The organism is Shewanella electrica, assembly GCF_022321485.1.
In the GTDB taxonomy this organism is placed as follows: domain Bacteria; phylum Pseudomonadota; class Gammaproteobacteria; order Enterobacterales; family Shewanellaceae; genus Shewanella; species Shewanella electrica.
This window is the reverse complement of sequence record NZ_JAKOGG010000003.1, coordinates 251,229-271,956: the sequence shown is the minus strand read 5'-3', so window position 1 is coordinate 271,956 and position 20,728 is coordinate 251,229. Positions and strand designations below refer to the sequence as shown.

Below are 20,728 nucleotides of genomic sequence, written 5' to 3'. Positions count from 1 at the left end.
CAATTAAGTAGCAAAAGGCGCCGGGGGCGCCTTTTTAGTAGGGGTCGACTTGTTGTGCCATGGGCAACAGTTGCCGCGAATAGTGTTCTGATACCACGCTAAAAGGCGTTTTGTCATTACGGTACAGCAAAGCTTGCTGCTGTAACACTATGGCGGGCAGCGAACCAGCCCCCGAATCAGGCCATAATGGTTGGTTATTCAAACTTTGGCGATAGTAACCCAGCTTGCGTAACTCGCGGCCAAAGCTGATGGGATGATCGCGCATCTGTGTTTCCACCTCTTTAGGCAACATGTTGGGCAGATACCAATGCTCAAATACCGCCACCACTTTGTTATCGCACTGATATTGCAATTTGAGATATTGCGGCTGCGTTGCCGATCCGATATGCAGTTGTTGCCTTACTTCTTTCGGCACTGTTGGCGTCGGTTCATTCACACGGTTGACGGTGAGTGCGGTCGGCGAGGCTAAATAACTTTGGCACCAATAATCTAATGTGCCCGGTGCATTTTTGCTGTTGATGAGATGTTGGTTAAGTTGAGTAAGTAGTTCTGATGCGGTCATCAGTGGGGGAATACTTAATGACACTGCTTGTGTTTGGCCGATGAACAGCATACAAACTAGCGCCATTCCGCTATAGCGAATGAATCCTTTTGCGCCAACTGTCATGTAAATGGATGCTCTCTTGTTATTTTAATGGAGTTAACAGGCTGAATTCAGCACAGTCGAGGAGATCTTCACCAATGTAAGCATTGTTGCTAGTAATTACAATTGAAAATCGCTGGACATTTAGCCGCAACAGCGTACGCTATCGTGCGATTTTTAGACATATTGACCAATGACGGTCAAGCCATTATTGATGAGGTTTCTATGGCAAAACGTAGCAAGCGGCCAGTGCCGCAACATGAATTTGGGCGCGGCGAGATTATGGATAACGCACTCAAAGCGGTAGTCACCAGTTCACTGTTTCGTACCCGAACAGAGAGCGCCAAAAAAGGTAAGGGTGCCTTCCAACGTAAACAACGCAACCAGAAGGGGCAAGCACACAAGGGCTTTGCCCCTTTTGATTTTTATCGGCTAAGCGTTTGTTAGGCAATAAAAAAGCGCACCCAAAGGCACGCTTCTTTGTAGCTATTATGGCTTAGGCCTCAGTTTCATCCGGCATATCCACCAACTCCGCCCACAAATCGTGTTCATCAGAGTAAGTAATACGCGCGCGTACCAAGTTACCAGGTTCTAGTTCGGTTTCATCGTTGATAAACACCATGCCGTCAATCTCTGGCGCATCAGCATAACAACGGCCAACCGCACCTTCTTCATCGACGTCATCGATCAAAATATCCAGCTCACGACCGACTAAGCGTGCTAAACGTTCAGCGCTGATCTCTGCTTGCACTTCCATAAAGCGCTGGTAACGTTCCTCTTTAACTTCCTCGCTGATCAGCTCTTCACCGAGTTCATTGGCGGCAGCGCCTTCTACTTCTGAGTATTTGAAACAGCCAACGCGATCTAAGCGGGCTTCTTTCAAGAAATCGAGCAGGATTTGAAAATCCTCTTCGGTTTCGCCAGGGAAACCAACGATAAAGGTTGAGCGGATGACCAGATCTGGGCAGATCTCACGCCATTTGCGGATCGCGTCTAATTGGCGATCAACGCGGCCAGGGCGTTTCATCAATTTAAGTACGCGTGGGCTGGCATGTTGCAGCGGCAGATCCAGATACGGAAGGATCAAACCTTCGGCCATCAATGGGATCAACTCGTCGACCCAAGGATAGGGGTAAACGTAGTGCAGACGGATCCACGCGCCCATTTTGCCCAACTGGCGTGCCAGCTCGGTGATGTTTTGTTTTACTGGCATGCCGTTCCAAAACGCAGTGCGGCCACCTTGGTCTTTACCGTAGGCGGAGGTGTCTTGGCTGACGACCAGAATCTCTTGTACGCCGCTTTCCACCAAACGTTTGGCTTCATCCAACACGCTGCCGATGTCACGGCTGTCGAGATCACCACGCAATGAGGGGATGATGCAGAAGGTACAGCGGTTGTCACAGCCTTCGGAAATCTTCAAATAGGCATAGTGCTTAGGTGTGAGCTTGACGCCGGTTTGTGGGATCAGTGAGGTAAATGGGTTGTGCTCTGGTTTTGGCACGTATTTATGCACGTGCTGCAGCACCGCTTCATAGCTGTGTGGGCCGGTGATTTCCAGCACATCTGGATGCACTTCGCGAATTTGGTTTTCTTTAGCACCCAAGCAACCAGTCACCAACACTTTGCCGTTTTCTTCCAGCGCTTCGCGGATGGCATCTAACGACTCTTCCACTGCCGCATCAATAAAGCCGCAGGTGTTAACGATCACTAAGTCTGAATCTTGGTAGCTATTGGTGACTTCATAACCGTCGATACGCAGTTGCGTCAGAATACGTTCTGAGTCCACGAGGTTTTTCGGGCAGCCCAAGCTGACAAAGCCGATACGATTGCCGTTCGCCACTGCGTCAGCAGTTGCGGCAGACTGCGCCAAGGTCTTTTCGGCGGTATCTAGCGTGGTGGTTTGTTTGGGATCAAAAGTCTCGACTGAATTTTTCAAGATAGGCGTTCCGCAGTGCTGTTAACTCTAAGGGCAGGCTTGCCCCAAAAATAAGGCGGCGATTATACCTCAGCCACATAAAAGGTACAGCGGGAGTGGTTAAAAAATATCCTGACGTGATACTGAACAGTTGGCGGCTAGGCCTTGCTATGTTGGCTTAACTCTCATAGCGTTATGGCTATTGTGCCTAGCAAGGAAAACAAGCGATGAAATTTACCCCTGCAAACAAGCTGTTGTTATTAGGTGTACCGTGTTTATTACTGTCTTCGGCCGTGCTGGCGGCCGAGCAACCGCTGTTAGAAACGGTGGGTGTGAGTCAAATTCAAGCCGAGCCTGATATGGCCGAAGTTACCGTGGCGGTGGTGGCAAAAGGTGATGATGCTTCCAGTGCCAAGCAGCAAGCCGATAAGGCGGTATCGGCCTTTATTGAGCGCCTGCTGAAGTCCGGTGTGAAAAAGGATGATATCAGCAGCGCCAATTTGAACTTAACCCCGCAATATCGTTATCCCAAAGAGCAAGAACCGGAATTGACCGGCTATCGCGCCAGCCGCGACGTCACGCTGACGTTGTCATTGCCCCAACTCAATGCCGTATTGGATAAAGCGCTAGAAGAGGGCATGAACAATGTGCGGCAGATTAACCTGAAATCGAGCAAAGAAGCAGAGCTACGCTTAAAAGCACGTGACGCGGCAATCGAGGATGCTAAGCAAAAAGCCAAAGCGTTAGCCAAAGGTTTTGACACGCAACTTGACGGCGTTTGGTCGATTCGCTACTTCGAACAAACGCCAGTGACTACGCTGCGTTTTAATGCGGCCGAGATGAAACAAGCCTCGACCGACCAAAGCTATCAATATGGCACAGTGAATTTCTCTGATCGGGTCGAAGTCAGCTATAAACTCAAGGAGTAAGCTGCTCGTCGTCGCAAGGCGCGTTCGGGGTTGGCAGTAGCTTTTGATAAAAGGCCAAATCTAGCCAACGACCAAACTTGAACGCGACTTGCGGCAAGGTGCCGGAATGACTAAAACCCAGTGTTTCATGCAGCCCGATACTGGCACCGTTAGCAGCATCAATAGCACCGACCATCACATGTAACTGCTGCTGTTGCGCCAATTGCAGCAGTGCCTGCATTAATGCTTTTGCCACTCCTCGACCACGAAACTGCTGGTCAACGTACACTGAATGTTCAACCGAATACTTGTTGGCTGGATAGCCGCGAAATGGCCCGTAGCTGGCAAACCCCATCAGTTGACCATGCTCATCTAGCGCACCAATCACCGGAAAGTTGCCTGCTTGTTTGGCGGCAAACCATTGTTGAATGCGAGCATGATCCCGCGGCGCGTATTCGTACAGTGCGGTGGTATTGGCGATGGCGTCGTTAAAAATAGCGAGAATGGCTTCACCGTGAAGCGCATATTGGCAGTCGATAATGTGCATGAAACAACAGCTAACGGGTGGATAATGGCTCAGTATGCCATAGCCGCTAATTTCGCGTTACGCCTCGGCGGTAATTTTCAGCTGGTTAGCGGCAACAACTTGATTCCGTCCCTGTTTTTTCGCTGTCAGCAACAAGCAGTCGGCACGTTCAAAGGCGCGGCTTAGCGTGTCTTCCGCTGTCACTTCAGTGACTCCGACGCTGCAATGTAGCGATAGCTCCAGCTGCGTTAACTCTAATTGGCTGACCTGTTGGAAAATTGCCGCGAGTTTTTGTTGGGCTTGTGCTAACGAGTTAGACGGTAACAACAACATAAATTCGTCGCCGCCAAAACGGCCGAGCAAATCTGCTGGCCCCAACCGTGCACCGATCTCCTTGGTCAGAAACTTCAACGCGCCATCGCCAGCACTGTGGCCGTAGTTATCATTGATGGCTTTGAAATGGTCGACATCAAACACCGCAATGCAAACGGACTGTTGGTAAAAGTTGGCGCGTTGTACTTCCTGCTGCGCCAAGTGGAAGAAGTGCTGGCGGCTGAGCACTTTGGTTAAGGGGTCTTTGTGTGCCAACGCTTGTAGACGCTCGTTATTCGACGCTAACACTGGGATCAACAAACCGAAGTAGGTACTGGCGGCTAATACGCTCATAGAAAACTGATAAATCAGCGCATCGTCGCCCAAGTTGAGCCATTTGACTAACACGGCGGTGAGGGCGCTGAGTAGGGCGATGGATAGTGCGCTACGCAGCGGCGTTTCGGTATACACAATCCACATCTGTGCGATGCCGATAAAAAAGATGGCGAAGGCCAACTCACGAATGTTAAAACGTGCCGCGACTAACATGATGAATGTTGATAGCGCCAAGGCCAGCAGCAATTTGGTCATGAAGGCGTAGGCCGAGCCCGGTGTTTGGCGCAAACCGATCTCGCTCAGCCACACGCCACTGGCGGGATAGATACGGCTGATCAGGCCGATGGCTAAGGGGGTCAGTACGATGATGCCAATGAGATCACCAATCCACAGCGGTAACCACAACATACTGCTGTCATCGGTGATAACGCCGCCAATATGCAGTGAGATTTGCACACAGTAGGCGGCACTAAGTGATGCCAGCGGGCCAATGATCATAAAGGCCAAAATCAACCGCGGCAGCTTTTGTTCATCACTGTGCACAAACAGCCGCAGCAGGCTGGCGGCGGCATAATAGGGCACGATGTGGGCTATCGCAAATAAACTCCCCACGATCAGCAGTTGTAGTGCTGTTGCTTCAGACTGATAGAGATTCGCTTCCCAAAAGGTGACCACAATACAACTGAGGGCGATACTTGGCGCTGCACGTAAACCCAGTAACATAAAGGCGGCAAAGCTGACTCCTGCTGGCGGAAACCAGACGCTCGCATGCGGCGCATATTCCATTAACGCCGATACTCGCCACAATCCCAACCACAGCGACAGCAGTAGCAAATCGCTCAGCAGTGGCAGTTGCATCAGTAGGCGGTTGATTCTCAGGCGACTGCTGATTACCGAGGCGGACGGAGGATGGCTGTTGGTTGATGGCAAATCGATACTCTCGTGTGACGACGCCTGACTGGCCTACAGATGAATACTTTTGATTTTAGCTGGCGATACGCTAATTTGGCTAACGTAGAGAAAAATTCTTCACCATTGTAGAACATAGACTGCCGGACTTTTTATGCAGAGTTGAGCTTAGCGCTAAGGGAGCAGCAATGCAGCTTGTGATACCCAGTTTGCAACATGAATCATCTTTTCGGGCCTTTTATAACGACTTTGCCGAACGTGATGCGGTAAATGCGCCCTATTATCAGCCCGGTATTGCGGACTTCAGTGGTTATATCGCCACTATCGCCGCACAGATGCGTGGTGAGCAGTTAGCGGCAGATCAAGTGCCTTGCCACCATTTTTGGCTGCTCGATCAGCAACAACTGCTGGGGGCGATTAGGGTTCGGCATCACATTGATACGCCTTATCTTAGTTGGGAAGGCGGCCATATCGGTTATGATGTCGCGCCATCGCAACGACAAAAAGGCTATGGCAAACGGCTGTTGCAATTGGCGTTGCCTGAAGCCAAAAAGCTTGGCTTAACGCGGGTGCTGCTGGTGGCGGAGGAGAACAATCGCGCCTCCCGCGCGGTGATTGAAGCCAATGGCGGCGTGTTGGAAGCGAGCATTGTTGGCGTCGATGACCCGACGCCGTTGGTGCGTTACTGGATCGCCTTGTAACACGTGTGCAGGGGCTGTTGCCCAAGCAAGTTTCGGTTTTCAGCCGTTCTGGAAGACGGTAGTAGCGGCTTAGCTATTTGCCTAAAAAGGAATCATTTTTATTTCATTCCCATTTCAGTCTTTATTGGTGAGATGACGCTGCCATCATCAACGTGAGGTATGCAGCATGGATCTACGTGGATTACTCAACCAAGCGCTTAATTCGAATATCGTACAAGTTGGCAGCCAACAAACACGCGAGATTGTTGCTGGCGTCAATCGCCAACAACTCGCGACGCTAGGCATTGGCGCCGCTGGTGGTACGTTAATGGGGTTATTGCTGGGCTCGCGCAAGAGTAAAAAATTTGCCGGCACGGCACTTAAAATTGGCGGCGCTGCCGCATTAGGTGGTGTGGCCTATAAGGTGTATCGCGATTGGCAAGCCAAGCGTGGCAACAGCAGTGCTGAGCCCGCAGCATTACCGAGCAGCACCACCACGGCCGAGGCACAGATTGCACATGAAGCGCTCATCGCCAAAGCGATGATTGCCGCCGCCAAAGCCGATGGTCATGTGGATGAACAGGAGTCGGAGAAAATCAAACAAACCTTAGCCTCGTTGCAAGCCAATGGCGAGGTGCAGTTGTTGTTTGTGCAAGAGCTATCTAAGCCATTGGATGTGGGCGAAATTGCCAAGTTGGCGCGTACGCCAGAGCAAGCGGCGGAGGTTTATCTCGCCTCACTGCTGATGACGGACGGTAACAATTTTATGGAACGCGCTTATCTCGATGAGTTAGCACGGCAACTACAGTTAGCCCCAGATCTAGTGCAGCAACTCACCGCACAAGCGCGGCAGTAACTGTCAATCAAAGCTGGCAGTGGCTGCCAGCTTAAAATTGGCGTTAAGACACTTTTTACTTAGCGGTCATCGTTAGCTTTGGTATAGTGCCTTCAGGAAGAATGTTAATGGTTCCGAAGGAATGAGCTTATGATCGCTGCATTTGATGTTGATGCTCAGCGCACCTTTACTCCACTTTGCCCCAATGAACTCCCCGTTGCTGGCGGTGCCGATATCGCCACAGAACTCAATGCCCAAGCGGCATTAGCCGACTATCGTATTGCCTCAAAAGACGCTCACAGCGCCCATGCTAAATGGGTGGTTGATGCACCAGAAAAGATGCTGCAATCCTTGCCATATGCTGATGCTGATCTCACTTGGGTACGTCATGCAGAACCCGGTACCGAAGGCTTTGAGTTGATCCCCGGCTTGCCCGATGCGGCGGAGTACGACTTTTTGGTGTACAAGGGCGTTGAAGCCGCCATGCATCCCTACGGCGCCTGTTATCACGATCTGAATAATCGTATCTCTACTGGCGTAATTGAATGGTTACAGTGTCGCGATGTCGACACCGTACTCGTGGGAGGCTTGGCGTTAGATTTCTGCGTAAAAACCACCGCATTACAGCTGGCTGAGGCGGGATTTCGGGTCTATTTAAACCTGGCTGCTTGTCGTGCGATTTCGCCGCAAGGGGCTGAACAAGCCTGCAATGAGATGCAAGCCGCTGGCATTATTTTGGTGCAAGATGCGGCGCTGATGTCTGCCATGCTGGGCTGAGGTAATTATCATGTTTACACCGCTTGCCGTTCGCAGTTTGCTGGATACTGATTTTTATAAACTCACTATGCAGCAGGCGTATCTGCATCAACAACCAAGCACCCAATCGCGTTGGACCTTCCGTTGTCGCAGTAATGAAGATCTCAGTATTTACGTCAAACCGCTGCAAGAGCAGTTTGAGCGCATGTCTGAGTTAACCGCCACCGAAGAACAGTTGGCGCAGATGACGCGCTATCCGTTCCTCAAAAGTGACTATTTAGAATTCCTGCGTTTATTCCGTTTTAATCCCAAATTTATCAATGTCAGTGCGGAAGACGGCCAACTGGTGATTGGCGCCAACGGTCCGATGCTGCATGTATCGCCGATGGAAATTCCGGTGCTCGCTACCGTGTCTGAGCTGCGTAACCGCCACCGTTATCCGCAGATTGATTGCGACAAAATCTATCAAGCCACCAAGCAAAAGATCCAGATTTTGGAACGGTTAGGTGATGATGTCGATCTGAGTGATTTTTTGTTTACCGACTTTGGTACTCGCCGCCGTTTCAGCTTTGAAGCGCAAAAGCAGGTACTTACCCAACTGCAAGAAGCGCTGCCAAATCACTTTGCTGGTACCTCCAATCCGCACTTGGCGATGGAGCTGAATCTGCGTTGCCAAGGCACTATGGCGCACGAATGGCTGCAAAGCCACCAAGCGTTGAACTATCGGCTGGTAGATAGCCAGAAAATGGCGTTGGAAAACTGGGTCAAAGAGTATCGTGGCGATTTGGGCGTGGCTCTGACCGACGTGATCGGCGTGGATGCGTTCTGTCGCGATCTCGACCGCTACTTAGCCAAGCTGTATGACGGTTTCCGCCATGACAGCGGCGATCCGATTATTTGGGGCGAGAAGATTATCAAACGCCTCGAAGAGCTTGATGTGGACCCAACCTACAAGCGGTTAGTGTTCTCTGATGCGTTGGATTTTGAACGCGCGGTGCATATCTACAAACACTTCCGTGGCCGCATCAACACCTCATTTGGCATTGGTACTTGGCTGATGGGTGACATGTTTGAGAACAAGCCGATCAACATCGTGATGAAGTTGACCCAGCTGAACGGCATGCCGGTGGCAAAAATCTCCGACACGCCGGGTAAAACCATGTGCGATGATGAAAACTTCCTGCGCTATTTAATGCAGGTGTTTCAGGTGGAAGACTGCGCTCAGCAAAAAGTGCTGCAGCAGTTTTTTAAGCGCGACAAACTGATTGATGATCGCGATCCTACCTACACCGCGTAAGCGTTGCTGTTACAAAAAATCCGCCAACTGGCGGATTTTTTTATGAGCGCAGCGCCCTATTTAATAAAGGCGAACGCATCACCGTACAGGTGTTGTTCTTCTACGCCTTTCTGGCGGAACAGCTCCCGCGCAGCGCCAACCATCGGGAAGCGGCCAGCGATATAGATGTCATAGCCACCGAGGCTGACAAAATCTTCATCAATCTGATCTAGCAAACGGTTAGTGCGACCTTGCCAATCGGCTGGGGCTTCTTCCACCACTGGCACAAAGTGCAGCCAAGGATGTGCATCGTGCCACTCACGGGCGATGGATTCGAAGTACATCGCGGACGGTGTGCGGCAACCCCAATACAGGGTGGTTTCTACCTGTTGGCCTAAAGCAATCTGCTGTTCAACAATGCTCTTGATGTAAGAGAAACCGGTGCCGCCAGCGATCAGAATGCGTGGGCGGTGGCTTTCATGACGCAGATAGGCGTCACCTGCTGGTGCTTCAATGGTGATTTCACCCTGATCACGCAGACGATCCACCACTTGCATCGGATAACTTTCGGTGACGGCCGCACCAATGTGCAGCTCTAGCAGCTCACTGCCAGGTGCCGAAGCGATAGAGAATGGGCGTTTATCCTTTTCACCCATAACGATGCTGAGGTATTGGCCGGCTGCAAACTCAAACGGGCGCTCTGGGCGCAGCGTCACCTGATACACGGCATCATTAAATGGCGCGAGATACTCTACTTTGCAGCGAATGCTGTTCATGCGTTTTCCTCATCAACTCAGTTTTGCGTGCGCTGGTTTACTGTTTGCGCTGTTATAGGGTGGGGGCGTCATCCAGACCTAACTGGTCCCAAATGGCATCCACTTTCTGTTTGACGGCATCATCCATTTTAATCGGTGTGCCCCATTCGCGCTGGGTTTCGCCCGGCCATTTATTGGTGGCATCTAACCCCATTTTGGAGCCTAGACCCGCCACTGGCGAAGCAAAATCCAGATAATCGATCGGTGTGTTATCCATCAACACCGTATCACGGATTGGGTCCATACGGGTGGTAATCGCCCAAATCACGTCATGCCAATCGCGGCAGTTCACATCGTCGTCCACCACCACAATAAACTTGGTATACATAAATTGGCGCAGGAACGACCACGCGCCCATCATTACCCGTTTGGCATGGCCCGCATATTGTTTGCGGATGGAAATCACCGCCATACGGTAGGAACAACCTTCCGGTGGTAGATAGAAATCGACAATCTCTGGATACTGTTTCCGCAGGATGGGCACAAACACTTCGTTCAGCGCCAAACCCAGCATGGCCGGTTCATCCGGTGGACGGCCAGTGTAGGTGCTGTGGTAAATCGCATCTTTACGATGGGTAATATGAGTCACTGTGAATACCGGAAACTTATCGGTCTCGTTGTAATAGCCAGTGTGGTCGCCGTACGGACCTTCCTCTGCCATCTCATCTGGATCGATATAACCTTCTAAAATGATCTCGCTGGTGGCCGGCACTTCTAAATCACTGGTCAGTGATTTAGCCACTTCGGTACGTTCGCCACGGAGTAAACCGGCAAAAGCATATTCACTCATGCCGTCAGGTACTGGTGTCACCGCGCCGAGAATGGTCACCGGATCGCTGCCCAAGGCCACGACTACGGGATATTTCTCGCCGGGGAACTTCTCTTTAAAATCTTGAAAATCGAGCGCACCGCCACGGTGGGATAACCAGCGCATGATCAGCTTGTTTTTACCTAACAGCTGTTGGCGGTAGATGCCGATATTTTGCCGTTTCTGCCGTGGTCCTTTGGTAATGGTTAAGCCCCATGTTACCAATGGCGCCGCATCGCCCGGCCAGCAGTGCTGAATTGGCAGTTGCGTCAGATCGACGTCATCCCCGCTAATCACCACCTCTTGGCACGGTGCTTTACGCACGGATTTGGGCGGCATATTAAGGGCTTGTTTGAATAACGGCAGTTTAGCGATAGCGTCTTTAAAGCCGCGTGGTGGTTCTGGCTCTTTGAGGAACGACAGCAGTTCGCCCACTTCACGCAGCGCCATGGGATCATCTTTGCCAAGCGCCATCGCCACCCGTTTGGTGGTGCCAAACAGGTTCAACAACACCGGCATTGACTTGCCGATAGGGTTTTCAAACAGTAACGCTGGGCCACCGGCGCGGAGAACGCGATCGCCAATTTCGGTCATCTCTAAGTGAGGATCGACCGGATGGCTGATCCGTTTTAATTCACCCTGACTTTCTAGGTGTGCTAGAAAGCCGCGTAAGTCCTTAAAACTCATGTGGATACCGATCTGATATGCAAAAATGTGATGTGGCGCACTATAGCATTTTTCTGCCAAGCGGTTAACCATTTGCCGTCAAATTGGTGTCAGCAAAGGTAATAATCCGTGCGCTGCATTTTTAACCGCGTTAAAATATCGCAGTTAAACGGTATTCTTTATCTCTGATTGCAAGCGTTGTAGGAGCAGATCATGAAAGCAAAAACCATGACGTGGTTGTTATGCGCTGCGCTAGCCATGGCGAGCAGTACACCGGTGTTAGCGCGTCACTGGCACGGTGGGCATTATGATCATTACCGTCCGTATCATCGCCATCATCATAGTTGGGGCAATGACTTGGGTTGGTTTGTGGGCATGAGCGCGTTAGCGATATTGCCGCAAGTGCTGTATGCGCAACAGATGCGAAGTGTATCGGTGCCGTATCAATATGATGAGGTGCCGTCGGTGTCGATGACGCCAATCAATCAGGCGGTGGTGGTGAGCAATAACACCGTTGATGATGCCAGCCAATATCAGTATCAAACCGCAGTGGCTAATGAAGTGATAAATCGCGTCAATGATAGCGCGACAGCCAGCAACAGCTATGCCGAAGCGGTACGCAGTTTGCCAGCCAATGCGCGGGTGATTCAAACTGCTAGCGGTACTGAGTATGAGTGGTTAGGCCAACGTTATCACTACGATTGGCAAGCAGATTTGTATCGGCCAGTGAGCCAGTGAGACTGGCTCAATGTGGACGGTGAGTACTATTTAGTCGGCGAGCTTTTTGACGTAACGCATGGCGGCGGTGAGGGCAAATTCATAACCCTGTGGGCCTAAACCTACCACCACGCCTTGCGCCTTATCTGACAGATAAGAGTGATGGCGGAATGGTTCGCGGGCGTGGATATTCGACAGATGCACCTCGATGAATGGCAAGTCTACGCCTAAAAACGCATCGCGCAGTGCCACGCTGGTGTGAGTCAAACCACCGGGATTGATGATGGCAAACACTGCATCACTGGCATGAATCGCTTCAATCAATTCATATTCAGCATTGGATTGCAGATGTTCCAACTGAAACCCCCCACCTGATGCTTGAGCACGCATGACGCCAACAATGTCATCCAAAGACTGGCTACCGTAGATTTCTGGCTCGCGGCGTCCTAGCAGGTTTAAGTTAGGGCCGTTGAGCAGCAGAATTTTTCCTTTATTACGTATCATCTTGTTTGCCTTAATCGCTGTGGCAGGTGCTGTTGATTTCAGCACTTCCTTATGCCTTTGTCGATGACTAACCACTAAATTTTTGCTGCCGTAGCGCCTTGGTGTTACCGCGTTTTTTCTTGGTGTCGAGGCGGCGTTGTTTGCTGCCGTAGGTGGCTTTAGTGGCGATACGTTTTTTGGCCACATAGGTCACTGATTGCAGCAGTTGGGTAAATTGCTCCAGTGCTTGTTGGCGATTGGCATCTTGGCTGCGAGTTTGCTGGCATTTGATGATCACCTTGCCACTCGGTGTAATGCGGTGGTCGCGCAGTTGCAGCAATTTTTGTTGATAGATCTCCGGCAAACTGGAGCTGCGAATATCAAAGATCAGCTGTACTGCGGTGGAGACTTTATTGATGTGCTGTCCGCCGGCACCGCTGGCACGGATAAACTGCCACTCGATGTCATTTTCTGAAACTTGCACACGGTTTGAAATTATAATCATGGCAAACTACCGCCAGTCGAAGTGTTCCTGTTTAACATCGGCAATCGAACGATGTTGTTAGCAACTCCAGTCTAACACTGTTATTATCGGGCCGGTCGCGTTTCCGGGTTTTGGAGCCATTTTATATGTTGTGTCAGATCCCAGATATCTCCAAAGGGATTATCAGTTTATTTGCCAGCGGTCGTATTTCAGCGCTGGATTATCGCACCAAACTTCAGCCAGCGATCAAAAGTTACCGTCAAGATTGGGGACAAGTGTGTCTCTACATCGAAGCCGATGTGTTACTCGAAGGCTGGGATATGCAATCATTATCTGGCGTTGGCGAAGTGCAACTGCCAGCATTTGATGCATTAGTGTTTGTTGGCGGCCCCGATTGGGTCGGCAACGCCGTACGTTTACTTGGCCCGTTTGTGAGTGGTGAAATCGCGTGGTTTCCGCTAGAACACAAACAGGACGCGATTGGCTGGATCCGCAAACGTTCGCATACCGCTTAATTTAGCGCTTGCTATTAGGAGCTTTGAACATGCAAAAAGCAATGGGATTACTGTTGGGTGTGATGGCGGTGACTTGGCTGAGTGCTTGCGCGCCTGAAGTTGGCAGTGACGCTTGGTGCCAACAGATGAAACAGAAAAGTGCTGGCGATTGGACGGCGAATGAAGCTACCGATTACGCCAAACATTGCGTGTTCAAATCGGACGATAACAAGTAGTCGTATGCTGAAACAAGGTTACTGGCTGTTACTGATGTTGGCTTTGCAGGCGTTGTTGCCTGCAATGGCACAACATCAACTGCATGCTGGTAATCGTTATGAAGAGTCATTGCAACACACCCATCTGCAACTGACTCAACAAGTATTCGCCGTCAATGATTGTGCGGTTCACGACTGCGATCCGCATGATGCCCAAGAGCGACATCACCAGTGGCATCAAGATACTCAAGAGATTGACCTCTGTTTAGATTGCCCGTGCCACGGCAGTCATCTCTCCATTCCTTTGCTCGTTCAAGCCAGTTCTGCTATCGGTGCTGCACTGTTAGTGCCTTTACCCGCGGCGAGTTACTTCGCGCTTGCCAGTGAACCCGCTTATCGTCCTCCCATTACTGCTGCTGTCTGAAAAATTCACCCAGTAACTGACTCGATATTGTTGATCTCTGTGACTTCTCGCCACTAGGCACCAACACGCTAGAGCAACCGTCGCCACGTTACTGCTTTAATTTCTTAGACGCGTCACGAGGCTGAGGCTTTACGCCGTTGGCATAGCCAAGTTTTGCCGCGTGCACGCAGGAGTATTTTCTGTGTCTGTTTCCTGTATTTCTCAACCAGCAGTGGCATTACTGCTGATGTTGGCGTTCGCACCACACGCAGTGGCGGATGCTAGTGATGATCACGCCCCTACATCGCTGCAACTTACCGCGGAGCAGCGGCAACTGGCTAATATTCGTGTTGGCTTACCTGAGCGTGGTTTTAACCCCAAGCTTTCGGCCAATGCGGTGCTCAACGTTGACCGCGATCTGAGCTACACCTTAGTGCCGCAGTTGGATGTGCGCGTGCTGCAACGACATATTTCGCCCGGACAACTGGTGAGCAAGGGCCAGCCCTTATTGACGTTAGGCGGTGTGGAAGTGGCACAAGCGCAAGCCACTTTTATTAATGCCGCCAGCGATTGGCAGCGCATTAGCGCCATGTCGAAAACTGCCGTGAGCGACAGTGAACGTGCGCAAGCACAAGTCGCGGTCGAGCAGGCGCGGGCGATATTAGAAGCGCTACAAATGACGTCAGCGCAGATCGCCCAATTACGTGACCGCCCAGAATTGATCGGCAGCTTTCAACTACTGGCGCCGATGGCCGGACGAGTGCAGCAAGACCATAGTCAACTCGGGCAACTGCAACAGGCGGGCAACTTGCTGCTGCAGCTCAGTGATGAATCCTCATTGTGGGTTGAAGCCGAATTAACCCCTTCTCAAGCCGAAAGTCTGGCGGCGGAAACGGAAATTCTGGTGCGGATTGAAGCGCGCATGGTCAGCGCCAAAGTGATTGGTCGCACTCATCAATTTAATGCCAGCACCCGTACCGAGCGATTGCTGGCGCGGATTGATAACCGTGAAACTCGCTGGCATGCGGGACAATTTGCCGAGGTGTTGCTGCCGCAGCCGGGGATTGATGGCGTGTTGCTACCCGACAGCGCGTTAACCCGCAGCGCCGACGGTGATTGGCAAGTATTTATCGACACGCCTGCAGGTTTTGTGGCGCAAGAAGTGGACGTACTGCAGCGTCAGCGTGGGGTCAATCTGGTGGATGGCATTGCCGCATCACAAACCGTGGTGCTCAGTGGCGCATTTTTCTTGGCTGCTGAGCTAGCGAAGTCTGGCTTTGATATTCACAACCACTAGGAGGCGCCGATGTTATCGCAGTTAATTGCCTTAGTGCAGCGCCAGCGTTTGCTATTGGTGTTGCTACTGGCGGCGCTGGTGGGCATCAGTTGGTTTATGTTGCCACGGTTGGAGCTGGACGCGTTCCCCGATGTCACCAATGTGCAGGTGACCATTAACACGGAAGCTGAGGGCTTGGCTGCCGAAGAGGTGGAACAGTTGATCAGCTATCCGGTGGAATCGAGCATGTATGCGCTGCCGGGTGTGACCGAAGTCCGTTCGTTGTCGCGCACCGGTCTGTCGGTGGTCACGGTGGTGTTTGCCGAGGGCACCGATATCTACTTTGCACGGCAACAGGTATTTGCCCAATTGAGTGAGGCGCAAGCCGCCATTCCCACCAATTTGGGTGTGCCTGAAATGGGGCCGAACACCTCGGGTTTGGGGCAGATCTATCAATACACCCTGCGCGCCACGCCCGAAAGTGGCATTGATGCGGCCGAGCTACGCAGTCTCAACGATTACTTAGTGAAGTTGCTATTAATGCCAGTGGCGGGCGTGACCGATGTGTTGTCGTTTGGCGGTGAAGTGCGCCAATACCAAGTGCGGGTCGATCCGAACAAGCTGCAAGCGTATGACTTGAGTTTGGCGCAGTTGCAACAGGCGTTGGCCAACAACAACCGCAATGCGGGTGGTTGGTATATGGCGCGGGGCGATGCGCAGTTAGTGGTGCGTGGTTACGGTTTTCTCCCCGCGGGAGACGCCGGGCTGGCGGTCATTGCTGAAATCCCGGTGACCGAAGTGGATGGCGTGCCCATTCATGTGTCCGATGTGGCGACGGTGGGCTTTGGTGGTGAGATCCGTGTTGGTGCGGTAACCATGACCCAACGCGCTGACAACGGCGAAGCCGAAGCGCTCGGTGAAGTGGTTGCCGGGGTAGTGCTCAAACGTATGGGCGCCAACACCAAAGCCACCATCGACGATATCAAGGCGCGTGAGTCGTTGATTCGACAAGCTCTGCCGCAAGGTGTGCAGTTTGAGGTGTTCTACGACCAAGCCAGCTTGGTAACGCAAGCGGTCACTACCGTGCGCGATGCACTGCTGTTTGCGTTTGCGTTGATCGTGGTGATTCTGGCGCTATTTCTGGTCAACCTGCGCGCTACGGTGTTGGTGCTGCTGTCGATCCCGCTGGCGATCTTACTGGCACTGTTAGTGATGGCGTACTTTGGCGTATCGGCCAACTTAATGTCGTTGGGGGGCTTGGCGATTGCCATCGGTATGTTGGTGGATGGCTCGGTGGTGATGGTGGAAAACATCTTCAGCAAGTTAGCCAGCAAACATGATCCGCACGCCGCCCCGATGTCACTATCGCAGCAAATCCTGTTAGCCGCCAATGAGGTGAGCCGCCCCATTCTGTTTGCTACCGCGATTATCATCATCGTGTTCGCGCCGTTGTTTAGCTTGCAAGGTGTTGAGGGCAAGTTGTTTCAGCCGATGGCGATCAGCATCATTTTGGCGATGTTGGCCGCCTTGCTGGTGGCGTTGTTGGTGGTGCCCGCGCTGGCGACGTATCTGTTCCGCCGCCCGGTGCGCGCCCGCAGAAGCCCAGTGATGCAGGCGTTATTGCCAGCTTATCAGCGCGTATTGCGTCGCGTGGTGGGTCATCCTAAAGCGGTATTACTGCTGGCTATGGTGGCTTTAGTTGCCAGCTTGAGTTTGCTGCCACGGTTGGGCACTGAGTTTGTGCCTGAGTTGGAGGAGGGCACCATTAACTTGCGGGTGACGTTGGCGCCGGATGCCAGTTTAGACACCGCGCTGATGGTTGCGCCTAAGTTGGAGCAGATGTTGCTGGAGTTTCCCGAAGTGGAGTACGCCTTATCCCGCATTGGTGCGCCCGAGTTAGGTGGTGACCCTGAGCCGGTAAGCAACATCGAAATCTACATCGGTCTCAAGCCGTTAGCCGAGTGGCAAAGTGCGCCAACACGGTTGGCACTGCAACGTTTGATGGCGGAGCGACTGAGTCAATTTCCCGGTTTGTTGCTGACCTTTTCACAGCCGATTGCCACCCGTGTGGATGAGCTGTTGTCTGGCGTTAAAGCGCAACTGGCGGTGAAGTTATTTGGCCCCGATCTGACTGTGCTGGCGAATAAAGGTGAGCAACTGGCTGAGCTGATCGAAAAAGTGCCGGGCGCGGTGGATGTATCGCTAGAGCAAGTATCGGGCGAGGCGCAACTGGTGGTACGGCCAAAACGCGAGGCATTGGCACGTTATGGTATCAGTGTGGACGAGCTGATGGAGCTGGTCAGCACCGGTGTGGGCGGCAACAATGTTGGGCAGATCATCGATGGTAATGCGCGCTACGACATCAACTTACGCCTAGCGCCGGCGTTTCGTGCCAGCGCCGATCAACTGGCCGATGTGCGCTTTACCGCTGCTAATGGCGCCTTAGTGCGCTTAGGCGATATCGCCGAGATCGTCGAGGAATCGGCGCCGCCGAATATTCGCCGTGATGATGTGCAGCGCCGCGTGGTGGTGCAGGCCAACGTTGCTGGCCGCGATATGGGCTCCGTGGTCAACGATATCTACGCCTTGGTGCCGCAAGCCGAGCTGCCTGCGGGTTACACCGTGGTGGTTGGTGGTCAGTATGAAAACCAACAACGGGCGCAGCAGCGGTTGATGTTGGTGGTGCCGCTGTCGGTGTTACTGATTGGTTTGCTGCTGTACTTTGCCTTTGGTTCACTCAAGCAAACGCTGTTGATCATGGCTAACGTACCGCTAGCGCTGATTGGTGGCGTGTTGGCGCTGTGGCTGAGTGGCACCTATCTGTCGGTGCCCAGTGCGATTGGTTTTATCACCCTGTTTGGCGTGGCGATCTTAAATGGTGTGGTGTTGGTGGATGCTATCAATCAACGGCGTCAGCAAGGGCAAAGCGTTACCGATGCGGTGTATTGGGGCGCAGTTGGACGCTTGCGGCCGGTGCTGATGACCGCGTTAACCTCCGCCTTGGGGTTGTTGCCCATTCTGTTGTCGCACGGTGTTGGCAGTGAAATCCAACAACCGTTGGCGGTGGTAGTGCTGGGCGGTTTGGTCAGTTGTACCTTGCTGACGTTGCTGGTGCTGCCAACGCTGTATCAATTGCTGTACCGTAAATAAGCAACGGATAGCCAAGGATGGCGTTCCATGAAAAAATAGCCGCATATTAAACGGTAAGGAAAACAGATGGATATTGTGAGTTGGTTTGATATTAATAACACCTTAGTCACTATCCCGTTGGGCGCTGGCTACGCCATGTCATGGATTGAAGCGGTGGCAACGGTGTTTGGGTTGTTATGTATTTGGTTGGCAAGCCAAGAGAAAACCATTAACTATCCGTTTGGTTTGATCAACGTGACGCTGTTTGCGGTGATCTTTTTCCAAATTCAGCTGTACGGCTTACTGCTGCTACAGCTGTTTTTCTTCTGTGCCAATGTGTACGGCTGGTACGCTTGGACTCACCCCAGCGCGGCGGGGAAACCGCTGCAAGTGCGTTGGCTTAGTCGGCGCCAGTTGCTGGTGATTGTTGCTTTGGCGCTGGTGGGCATTGGTTTGTTGGCGCTTTACATCGATCCGGTGTTTGCCACACTCGCGACTTGCAGTGTGGATCTGCTCAACCTGCTGGGTGCCAATCTCGATATGCCACAACTGCAGCCGGATGAATTCCCGCTGTGGGATGCGATGATCACTGTGTTGTCGCTGATCGCCCAAGTGCTGATGACGCGCAAATTTGTCGAAAACTGGATGCTGTGGGTGTTGGTCAATATTGTCAGCGTCGGCGTGTATGCTGCGCAGGGGGTCTACGCCATGGCAATTGAATACGCTATCTTGACCTTTATTGCCGCCAACGGCACCCGAGAATGGATAGCGACGGCCAAAGCCAACGGCAGCCGTTCAGCATTTACCCAAGGAGCGAGTTCATGAGTCTACAGCCCCATATTTTATTAACGCCGAGTCAGGTGAGTGAACGGGTCATTTTGTGTGGTGATCCTGCCCGCGTAAATCGCATTGCGGTATTGCTCAGTGACGTTAAGCCATTGGCAAGCAACCGTGAATTTACCAGCATTAGCGGTGAGTTTCATGGGCAGCAGATTACCGTGTGCAGCACCGGCATCGGCGCGCCATCGGCGGTGATTGCGCTGGAAGAGTTGGTAAAATGCGGGGCTAAATATCTGATCCGCGTCGGCTCGGCCGGTGCTTATCAGTCGCATATCGGCTTAGGCGATATGATCATTGCCGAAGCGGCGGTGCGTGATGATGGCGGCAGTAGCAGTTATGCGCCGTTAAGTTTTCCAGCAGTGGCTAATCGAGCCTTAGTGAATGGCTTGTGCGATTACATGAAACACCAACATGAAAACCATCACTGCGGCGTGGTGCGCTCACACGACAGTTTTTACATCGACAATGAACTCGAAGTGTGTCGCAAGTGGCATCAACTGGGCATTCTCGGGGCTGATATGGAAACCGCCGCGCTGTTTACGGTGGGGCGTTTACGCCGCGTGGCGGTGGCGTCAGTGCTCAATAACGTGGTGATGTACGGCGAAGATGTGGCCGACGGCATCAATGATTATGTCGGTGCTGAGCGCGCCATGATGCACGGTGAACTGCTGGCAGCGCGCGCGGCATTGTCTGCCTTAACTGCGGTATAACGCTCTTTCTTGCCGCTGTGCGCTGCGGCAGTCGCGCTGGAATGAAGTGTATTTGCTCAACGCGATACTTAGTGATGATTTCCTAAAAAATTGAATGATCATGGTGATAATCAGGCGGTTTGTGCTAATTCTTATCGTTAAATATTAGCCATTACGACTAAAAGCTAATTGACTATTTGAGTGGTTTTTCACTTTTTACTAAAGTCGCTTAGTGGCAAACTACATTGTGATAGTCACGCCGTTAACTTTTAAAATTAATTGTAAATTTATTTACTTATCCCATTTCCTCTCTTTAAGTTTTATATCGCGTTTCAGCGGTAGTGAATAACCTAATACCTCAGCCATCCGTGTTATGTACCGTTGGTTATCAGCCGCCGCAAGCATGGCTTATCTACATAATGAATTGCTAAATACTTCTAAAAAATAGAAAGGTAACATAGAAAAAACGCAATGTTTTTTTCGGGGAGGCAACGTTATTTTTGTGACCAAGTTAACAAAGCGCGTTGCAGGCTGGGTAATCCAATCACAGTGTTTTTACTGCAATGCGTCGTCCGCTCAGTTGTTGTTGCCTAGTCGTGTGCTGGTCAGCAGC

22 protein-coding genes are annotated in these 20,728 nt (G+C 51.9%); 14 read left to right on the top strand and 8 right to left on the bottom strand.

The window, feature by feature from the left end; genetic code table 11:
* Positions 1-34 precede the first annotated feature (34 nt).
* The gene (locus tag L9G74_RS06075; protein ID WP_238895408.1) at positions 35-667 is read right to left on the bottom strand and encodes a hypothetical protein; all 633 of its coding nucleotides are present in this window, start codon (positions 665-667) and stop codon (positions 35-37) included.
* 201 nt (positions 668-868) lie between these two features.
* Between L9G74_RS06075 and L9G74_RS06070 the strand changes: the two genes are divergently transcribed.
* Complete coding sequence (locus tag L9G74_RS06070) at positions 869-1,090, top strand: ribosome alternative rescue factor ArfA (protein WP_238895407.1); 222 nt, start codon at positions 869-871, stop codon at positions 1,088-1,090.
* Positions 1,091-1,139: 49 nt separating this feature from the next.
* Here L9G74_RS06070 and rimO read toward each other — a convergent pair whose 3' ends face one another.
* Positions 1,140-2,579, bottom strand: a complete 1,440-nt coding sequence (gene rimO / locus L9G74_RS06065; protein ID WP_238895406.1) for a 30S ribosomal protein S12 methylthiotransferase RimO — start codon at positions 2,577-2,579, stop codon at positions 1,140-1,142.
* A 206-nt stretch (positions 2,580-2,785) separates the two neighbouring features.
* Between rimO and L9G74_RS06060 the strand changes: the two genes are divergently transcribed.
* The gene (locus L9G74_RS06060) at positions 2,786-3,487 is read left to right on the top strand and encodes an oxidative stress defense protein (RefSeq protein WP_238895405.1); all 702 of its coding nucleotides are present in this window, start codon (positions 2,786-2,788) and stop codon (positions 3,485-3,487) included.
* On the opposite strand, the gene L9G74_RS06055 is transcribed toward L9G74_RS06060, so the two are convergent.
* Both L9G74_RS06055 and L9G74_RS06050 read right to left on the bottom strand, forming a co-directional pair.
* On the bottom strand, positions 3,477-4,013 hold the full coding sequence (locus tag L9G74_RS06055) for a GNAT family N-acetyltransferase (protein WP_238895404.1): 537 nt from the start codon (positions 4,011-4,013) through the stop codon (positions 3,477-3,479). The genes L9G74_RS06060 and L9G74_RS06055 overlap by 11 nt on opposite strands.
* 57 nt (positions 4,014-4,070) lie before the next feature.
* Entirely contained in the window at positions 4,071-5,570 is a 1,500-nt protein-coding gene (locus tag L9G74_RS06050; RefSeq protein WP_238895403.1) for a sensor domain-containing diguanylate cyclase, read from the bottom strand.
* Between the two features lie 167 nt (positions 5,571-5,737).
* Between L9G74_RS06050 and L9G74_RS06045 the strand changes: the two genes are divergently transcribed.
* From L9G74_RS06045 to pncB, 4 genes are all read left to right on the top strand, one after another.
* Positions 5,738-6,250 carry a GNAT family N-acetyltransferase gene (locus tag L9G74_RS06045; protein WP_238895402.1) on the top strand — a complete coding sequence of 171 codons (513 nt, stop codon included), beginning with the start codon at positions 5,738-5,740 and terminating at the stop codon, positions 6,248-6,250.
* Between the two features lie 166 nt (positions 6,251-6,416).
* Entirely contained in the window at positions 6,417-7,085 is a 669-nt protein-coding gene (locus tag L9G74_RS06040) for a tellurite resistance TerB family protein (protein WP_238895401.1), read from the top strand.
* A 129-nt stretch (positions 7,086-7,214) separates the two neighbouring features.
* Positions 7,215-7,841, top strand: coding sequence for a nicotinamidase (locus tag L9G74_RS06035; protein ID WP_238895400.1), 627 nt, complete (start codon positions 7,215-7,217; stop codon positions 7,839-7,841).
* Positions 7,842-7,851: 10 nt separating this feature from the next.
* The gene (pncB, locus tag L9G74_RS06030; RefSeq protein WP_238895399.1) at positions 7,852-9,117 is read left to right on the top strand and encodes a nicotinate phosphoribosyltransferase; all 1,266 of its coding nucleotides are present in this window, start codon (positions 7,852-7,854) and stop codon (positions 9,115-9,117) included.
* A 56-nt stretch (positions 9,118-9,173) separates the two neighbouring features.
* Here pncB and fre read toward each other — a convergent pair whose 3' ends face one another.
* Positions 9,174-9,872: an NAD(P)H-flavin reductase gene (gene fre / locus L9G74_RS06025; RefSeq protein ID WP_238895398.1), complete on the bottom strand. Its 699-nt coding sequence runs from the start codon at positions 9,870-9,872 to the stop codon at positions 9,174-9,176.
* A 52-nt stretch (positions 9,873-9,924) separates the two neighbouring features.
* Positions 9,925-11,406, bottom strand: coding sequence for a 4-hydroxy-3-polyprenylbenzoate decarboxylase (gene ubiD / locus L9G74_RS06020; RefSeq protein WP_238895397.1), 1,482 nt, complete (start codon positions 11,404-11,406; stop codon positions 9,925-9,927).
* 192 nt (positions 11,407-11,598) lie between these two features.
* Between ubiD and L9G74_RS06015 the strand changes: the two genes are divergently transcribed.
* Positions 11,599-12,123 carry a hypothetical protein gene (locus L9G74_RS06015; protein WP_238895396.1) on the top strand — a complete coding sequence of 175 codons (525 nt, stop codon included), beginning with the start codon at positions 11,599-11,601 and terminating at the stop codon, positions 12,121-12,123.
* A gap of 30 nt (positions 12,124-12,153) precedes the next feature.
* On the opposite strand, the gene aroQ is transcribed toward L9G74_RS06015, so the two are convergent.
* On the bottom strand, positions 12,154-12,606 hold the full coding sequence (aroQ, locus tag L9G74_RS06010; protein ID WP_238895395.1) for a type II 3-dehydroquinate dehydratase: 453 nt from the start codon (positions 12,604-12,606) through the stop codon (positions 12,154-12,156).
* 67 nt (positions 12,607-12,673) lie between these two features.
* Positions 12,674-13,090: an alternative ribosome rescue aminoacyl-tRNA hydrolase ArfB gene (gene arfB / locus L9G74_RS06005; protein ID WP_238895394.1), complete on the bottom strand. Its 417-nt coding sequence runs from the start codon at positions 13,088-13,090 to the stop codon at positions 12,674-12,676.
* A 125-nt stretch (positions 13,091-13,215) separates the two neighbouring features.
* On the opposite strand from arfB, the gene L9G74_RS06000 reads away from it, so the two are divergent.
* The 7 genes from L9G74_RS06000 to L9G74_RS05970 all read left to right on the top strand — a co-directional run bounded on the left by L9G74_RS06000 (position 13,216) and on the right by L9G74_RS05970 (position 20,136).
* Entirely contained in the window at positions 13,216-13,584 is a 369-nt protein-coding gene (locus L9G74_RS06000; RefSeq protein ID WP_238895393.1) for a SpoIIAA family protein, read from the top strand.
* A 29-nt stretch (positions 13,585-13,613) separates the two neighbouring features.
* Positions 13,614-13,799: a DUF3012 domain-containing protein gene (locus tag L9G74_RS05995; protein WP_238895392.1), complete on the top strand. Its 186-nt coding sequence runs from the start codon at positions 13,614-13,616 to the stop codon at positions 13,797-13,799.
* A 4-nt stretch (positions 13,800-13,803) separates the two neighbouring features.
* Positions 13,804-14,202: a hypothetical protein gene (locus L9G74_RS05990; protein WP_238895391.1), complete on the top strand. Its 399-nt coding sequence runs from the start codon at positions 13,804-13,806 to the stop codon at positions 14,200-14,202.
* 181 nt (positions 14,203-14,383) lie between these two features.
* Positions 14,384-15,478, top strand: a complete 1,095-nt coding sequence (locus tag L9G74_RS05985) for an efflux RND transporter periplasmic adaptor subunit (RefSeq protein ID WP_238895390.1) — start codon at positions 14,384-14,386, stop codon at positions 15,476-15,478.
* Between the two features lie 9 nt (positions 15,479-15,487).
* Positions 15,488-18,607 (top strand): efflux RND transporter permease subunit, encoded by a 3,120-nt coding sequence (locus L9G74_RS05980; protein WP_238895389.1) that lies wholly within the window; start codon positions 15,488-15,490, stop codon positions 18,605-18,607.
* Between the two features lie 66 nt (positions 18,608-18,673).
* A complete protein-coding gene (pnuC, locus tag L9G74_RS05975) occupies positions 18,674-19,411 on the top strand; it encodes a nicotinamide riboside transporter PnuC (RefSeq protein WP_275297265.1) in 738 nt (245 codons plus the stop codon).
* Positions 19,408-20,136, top strand: a complete 729-nt coding sequence (locus L9G74_RS05970) for a nucleoside phosphorylase (RefSeq protein WP_238895388.1) — start codon at positions 19,408-19,410, stop codon at positions 20,134-20,136. The genes pnuC and L9G74_RS05970 overlap by 4 nt, the downstream gene beginning before the upstream one ends.
* Positions 20,137-20,728 lie beyond the last annotated feature (592 nt).

Coding starts and splice junctions, on each gene's coding strand:
- aroQ (WP_238895395.1), bottom strand. CDS start 12,606: ATGATACGTAATAAAGGAAAAATTCTGCTGCTCAACGGCCCTAACTTA.
- L9G74_RS06060 (WP_238895405.1), top strand. CDS start 2,786: ATGAAATTTACCCCTGCAAACAAGCTGTTGTTATTAGGTGTACCGTGT.
- L9G74_RS06075 (WP_238895408.1), bottom strand. CDS start 667: ATGACAGTTGGCGCAAAAGGATTCATTCGCTATAGCGGAATGGCGCTA.
- L9G74_RS05980 (WP_238895389.1), top strand. CDS start 15,488: ATGTTATCGCAGTTAATTGCCTTAGTGCAGCGCCAGCGTTTGCTATTG.
- pncB (WP_238895399.1), top strand. CDS start 7,852: ATGTTTACACCGCTTGCCGTTCGCAGTTTGCTGGATACTGATTTTTAT.
- L9G74_RS05970 (WP_238895388.1), top strand. CDS start 19,408: ATGAGTCTACAGCCCCATATTTTATTAACGCCGAGTCAGGTGAGTGAA.
- ubiD (WP_238895397.1), bottom strand. CDS start 11,406: ATGAGTTTTAAGGACTTACGCGGCTTTCTAGCACACCTAGAAAGTCAG.
- L9G74_RS06055 (WP_238895404.1), bottom strand. CDS start 4,013: ATGCACATTATCGACTGCCAATATGCGCTTCACGGTGAAGCCATTCTC.
- L9G74_RS05995 (WP_238895392.1), top strand. CDS start 13,614: ATGCAAAAAGCAATGGGATTACTGTTGGGTGTGATGGCGGTGACTTGG.
- L9G74_RS06045 (WP_238895402.1), top strand. CDS start 5,738: ATGCAGCTTGTGATACCCAGTTTGCAACATGAATCATCTTTTCGGGCC.
- L9G74_RS06040 (WP_238895401.1), top strand. CDS start 6,417: ATGGATCTACGTGGATTACTCAACCAAGCGCTTAATTCGAATATCGTA.
- L9G74_RS06035 (WP_238895400.1), top strand. CDS start 7,215: ATGATCGCTGCATTTGATGTTGATGCTCAGCGCACCTTTACTCCACTT.
- pnuC (WP_275297265.1), top strand. CDS start 18,674: ATGGATATTGTGAGTTGGTTTGATATTAATAACACCTTAGTCACTATC.
- fre (WP_238895398.1), bottom strand. CDS start 9,872: ATGAACAGCATTCGCTGCAAAGTAGAGTATCTCGCGCCATTTAATGAT.
- L9G74_RS05990 (WP_238895391.1), top strand. CDS start 13,804: ATGCTGAAACAAGGTTACTGGCTGTTACTGATGTTGGCTTTGCAGGCG.
- L9G74_RS06015 (WP_238895396.1), top strand. CDS start 11,599: ATGAAAGCAAAAACCATGACGTGGTTGTTATGCGCTGCGCTAGCCATG.
- L9G74_RS06070 (WP_238895407.1), top strand. CDS start 869: ATGGCAAAACGTAGCAAGCGGCCAGTGCCGCAACATGAATTTGGGCGC.
- arfB (WP_238895394.1), bottom strand. CDS start 13,090: ATGATTATAATTTCAAACCGTGTGCAAGTTTCAGAAAATGACATCGAG.
- L9G74_RS06000 (WP_238895393.1), top strand. CDS start 13,216: ATGTTGTGTCAGATCCCAGATATCTCCAAAGGGATTATCAGTTTATTT.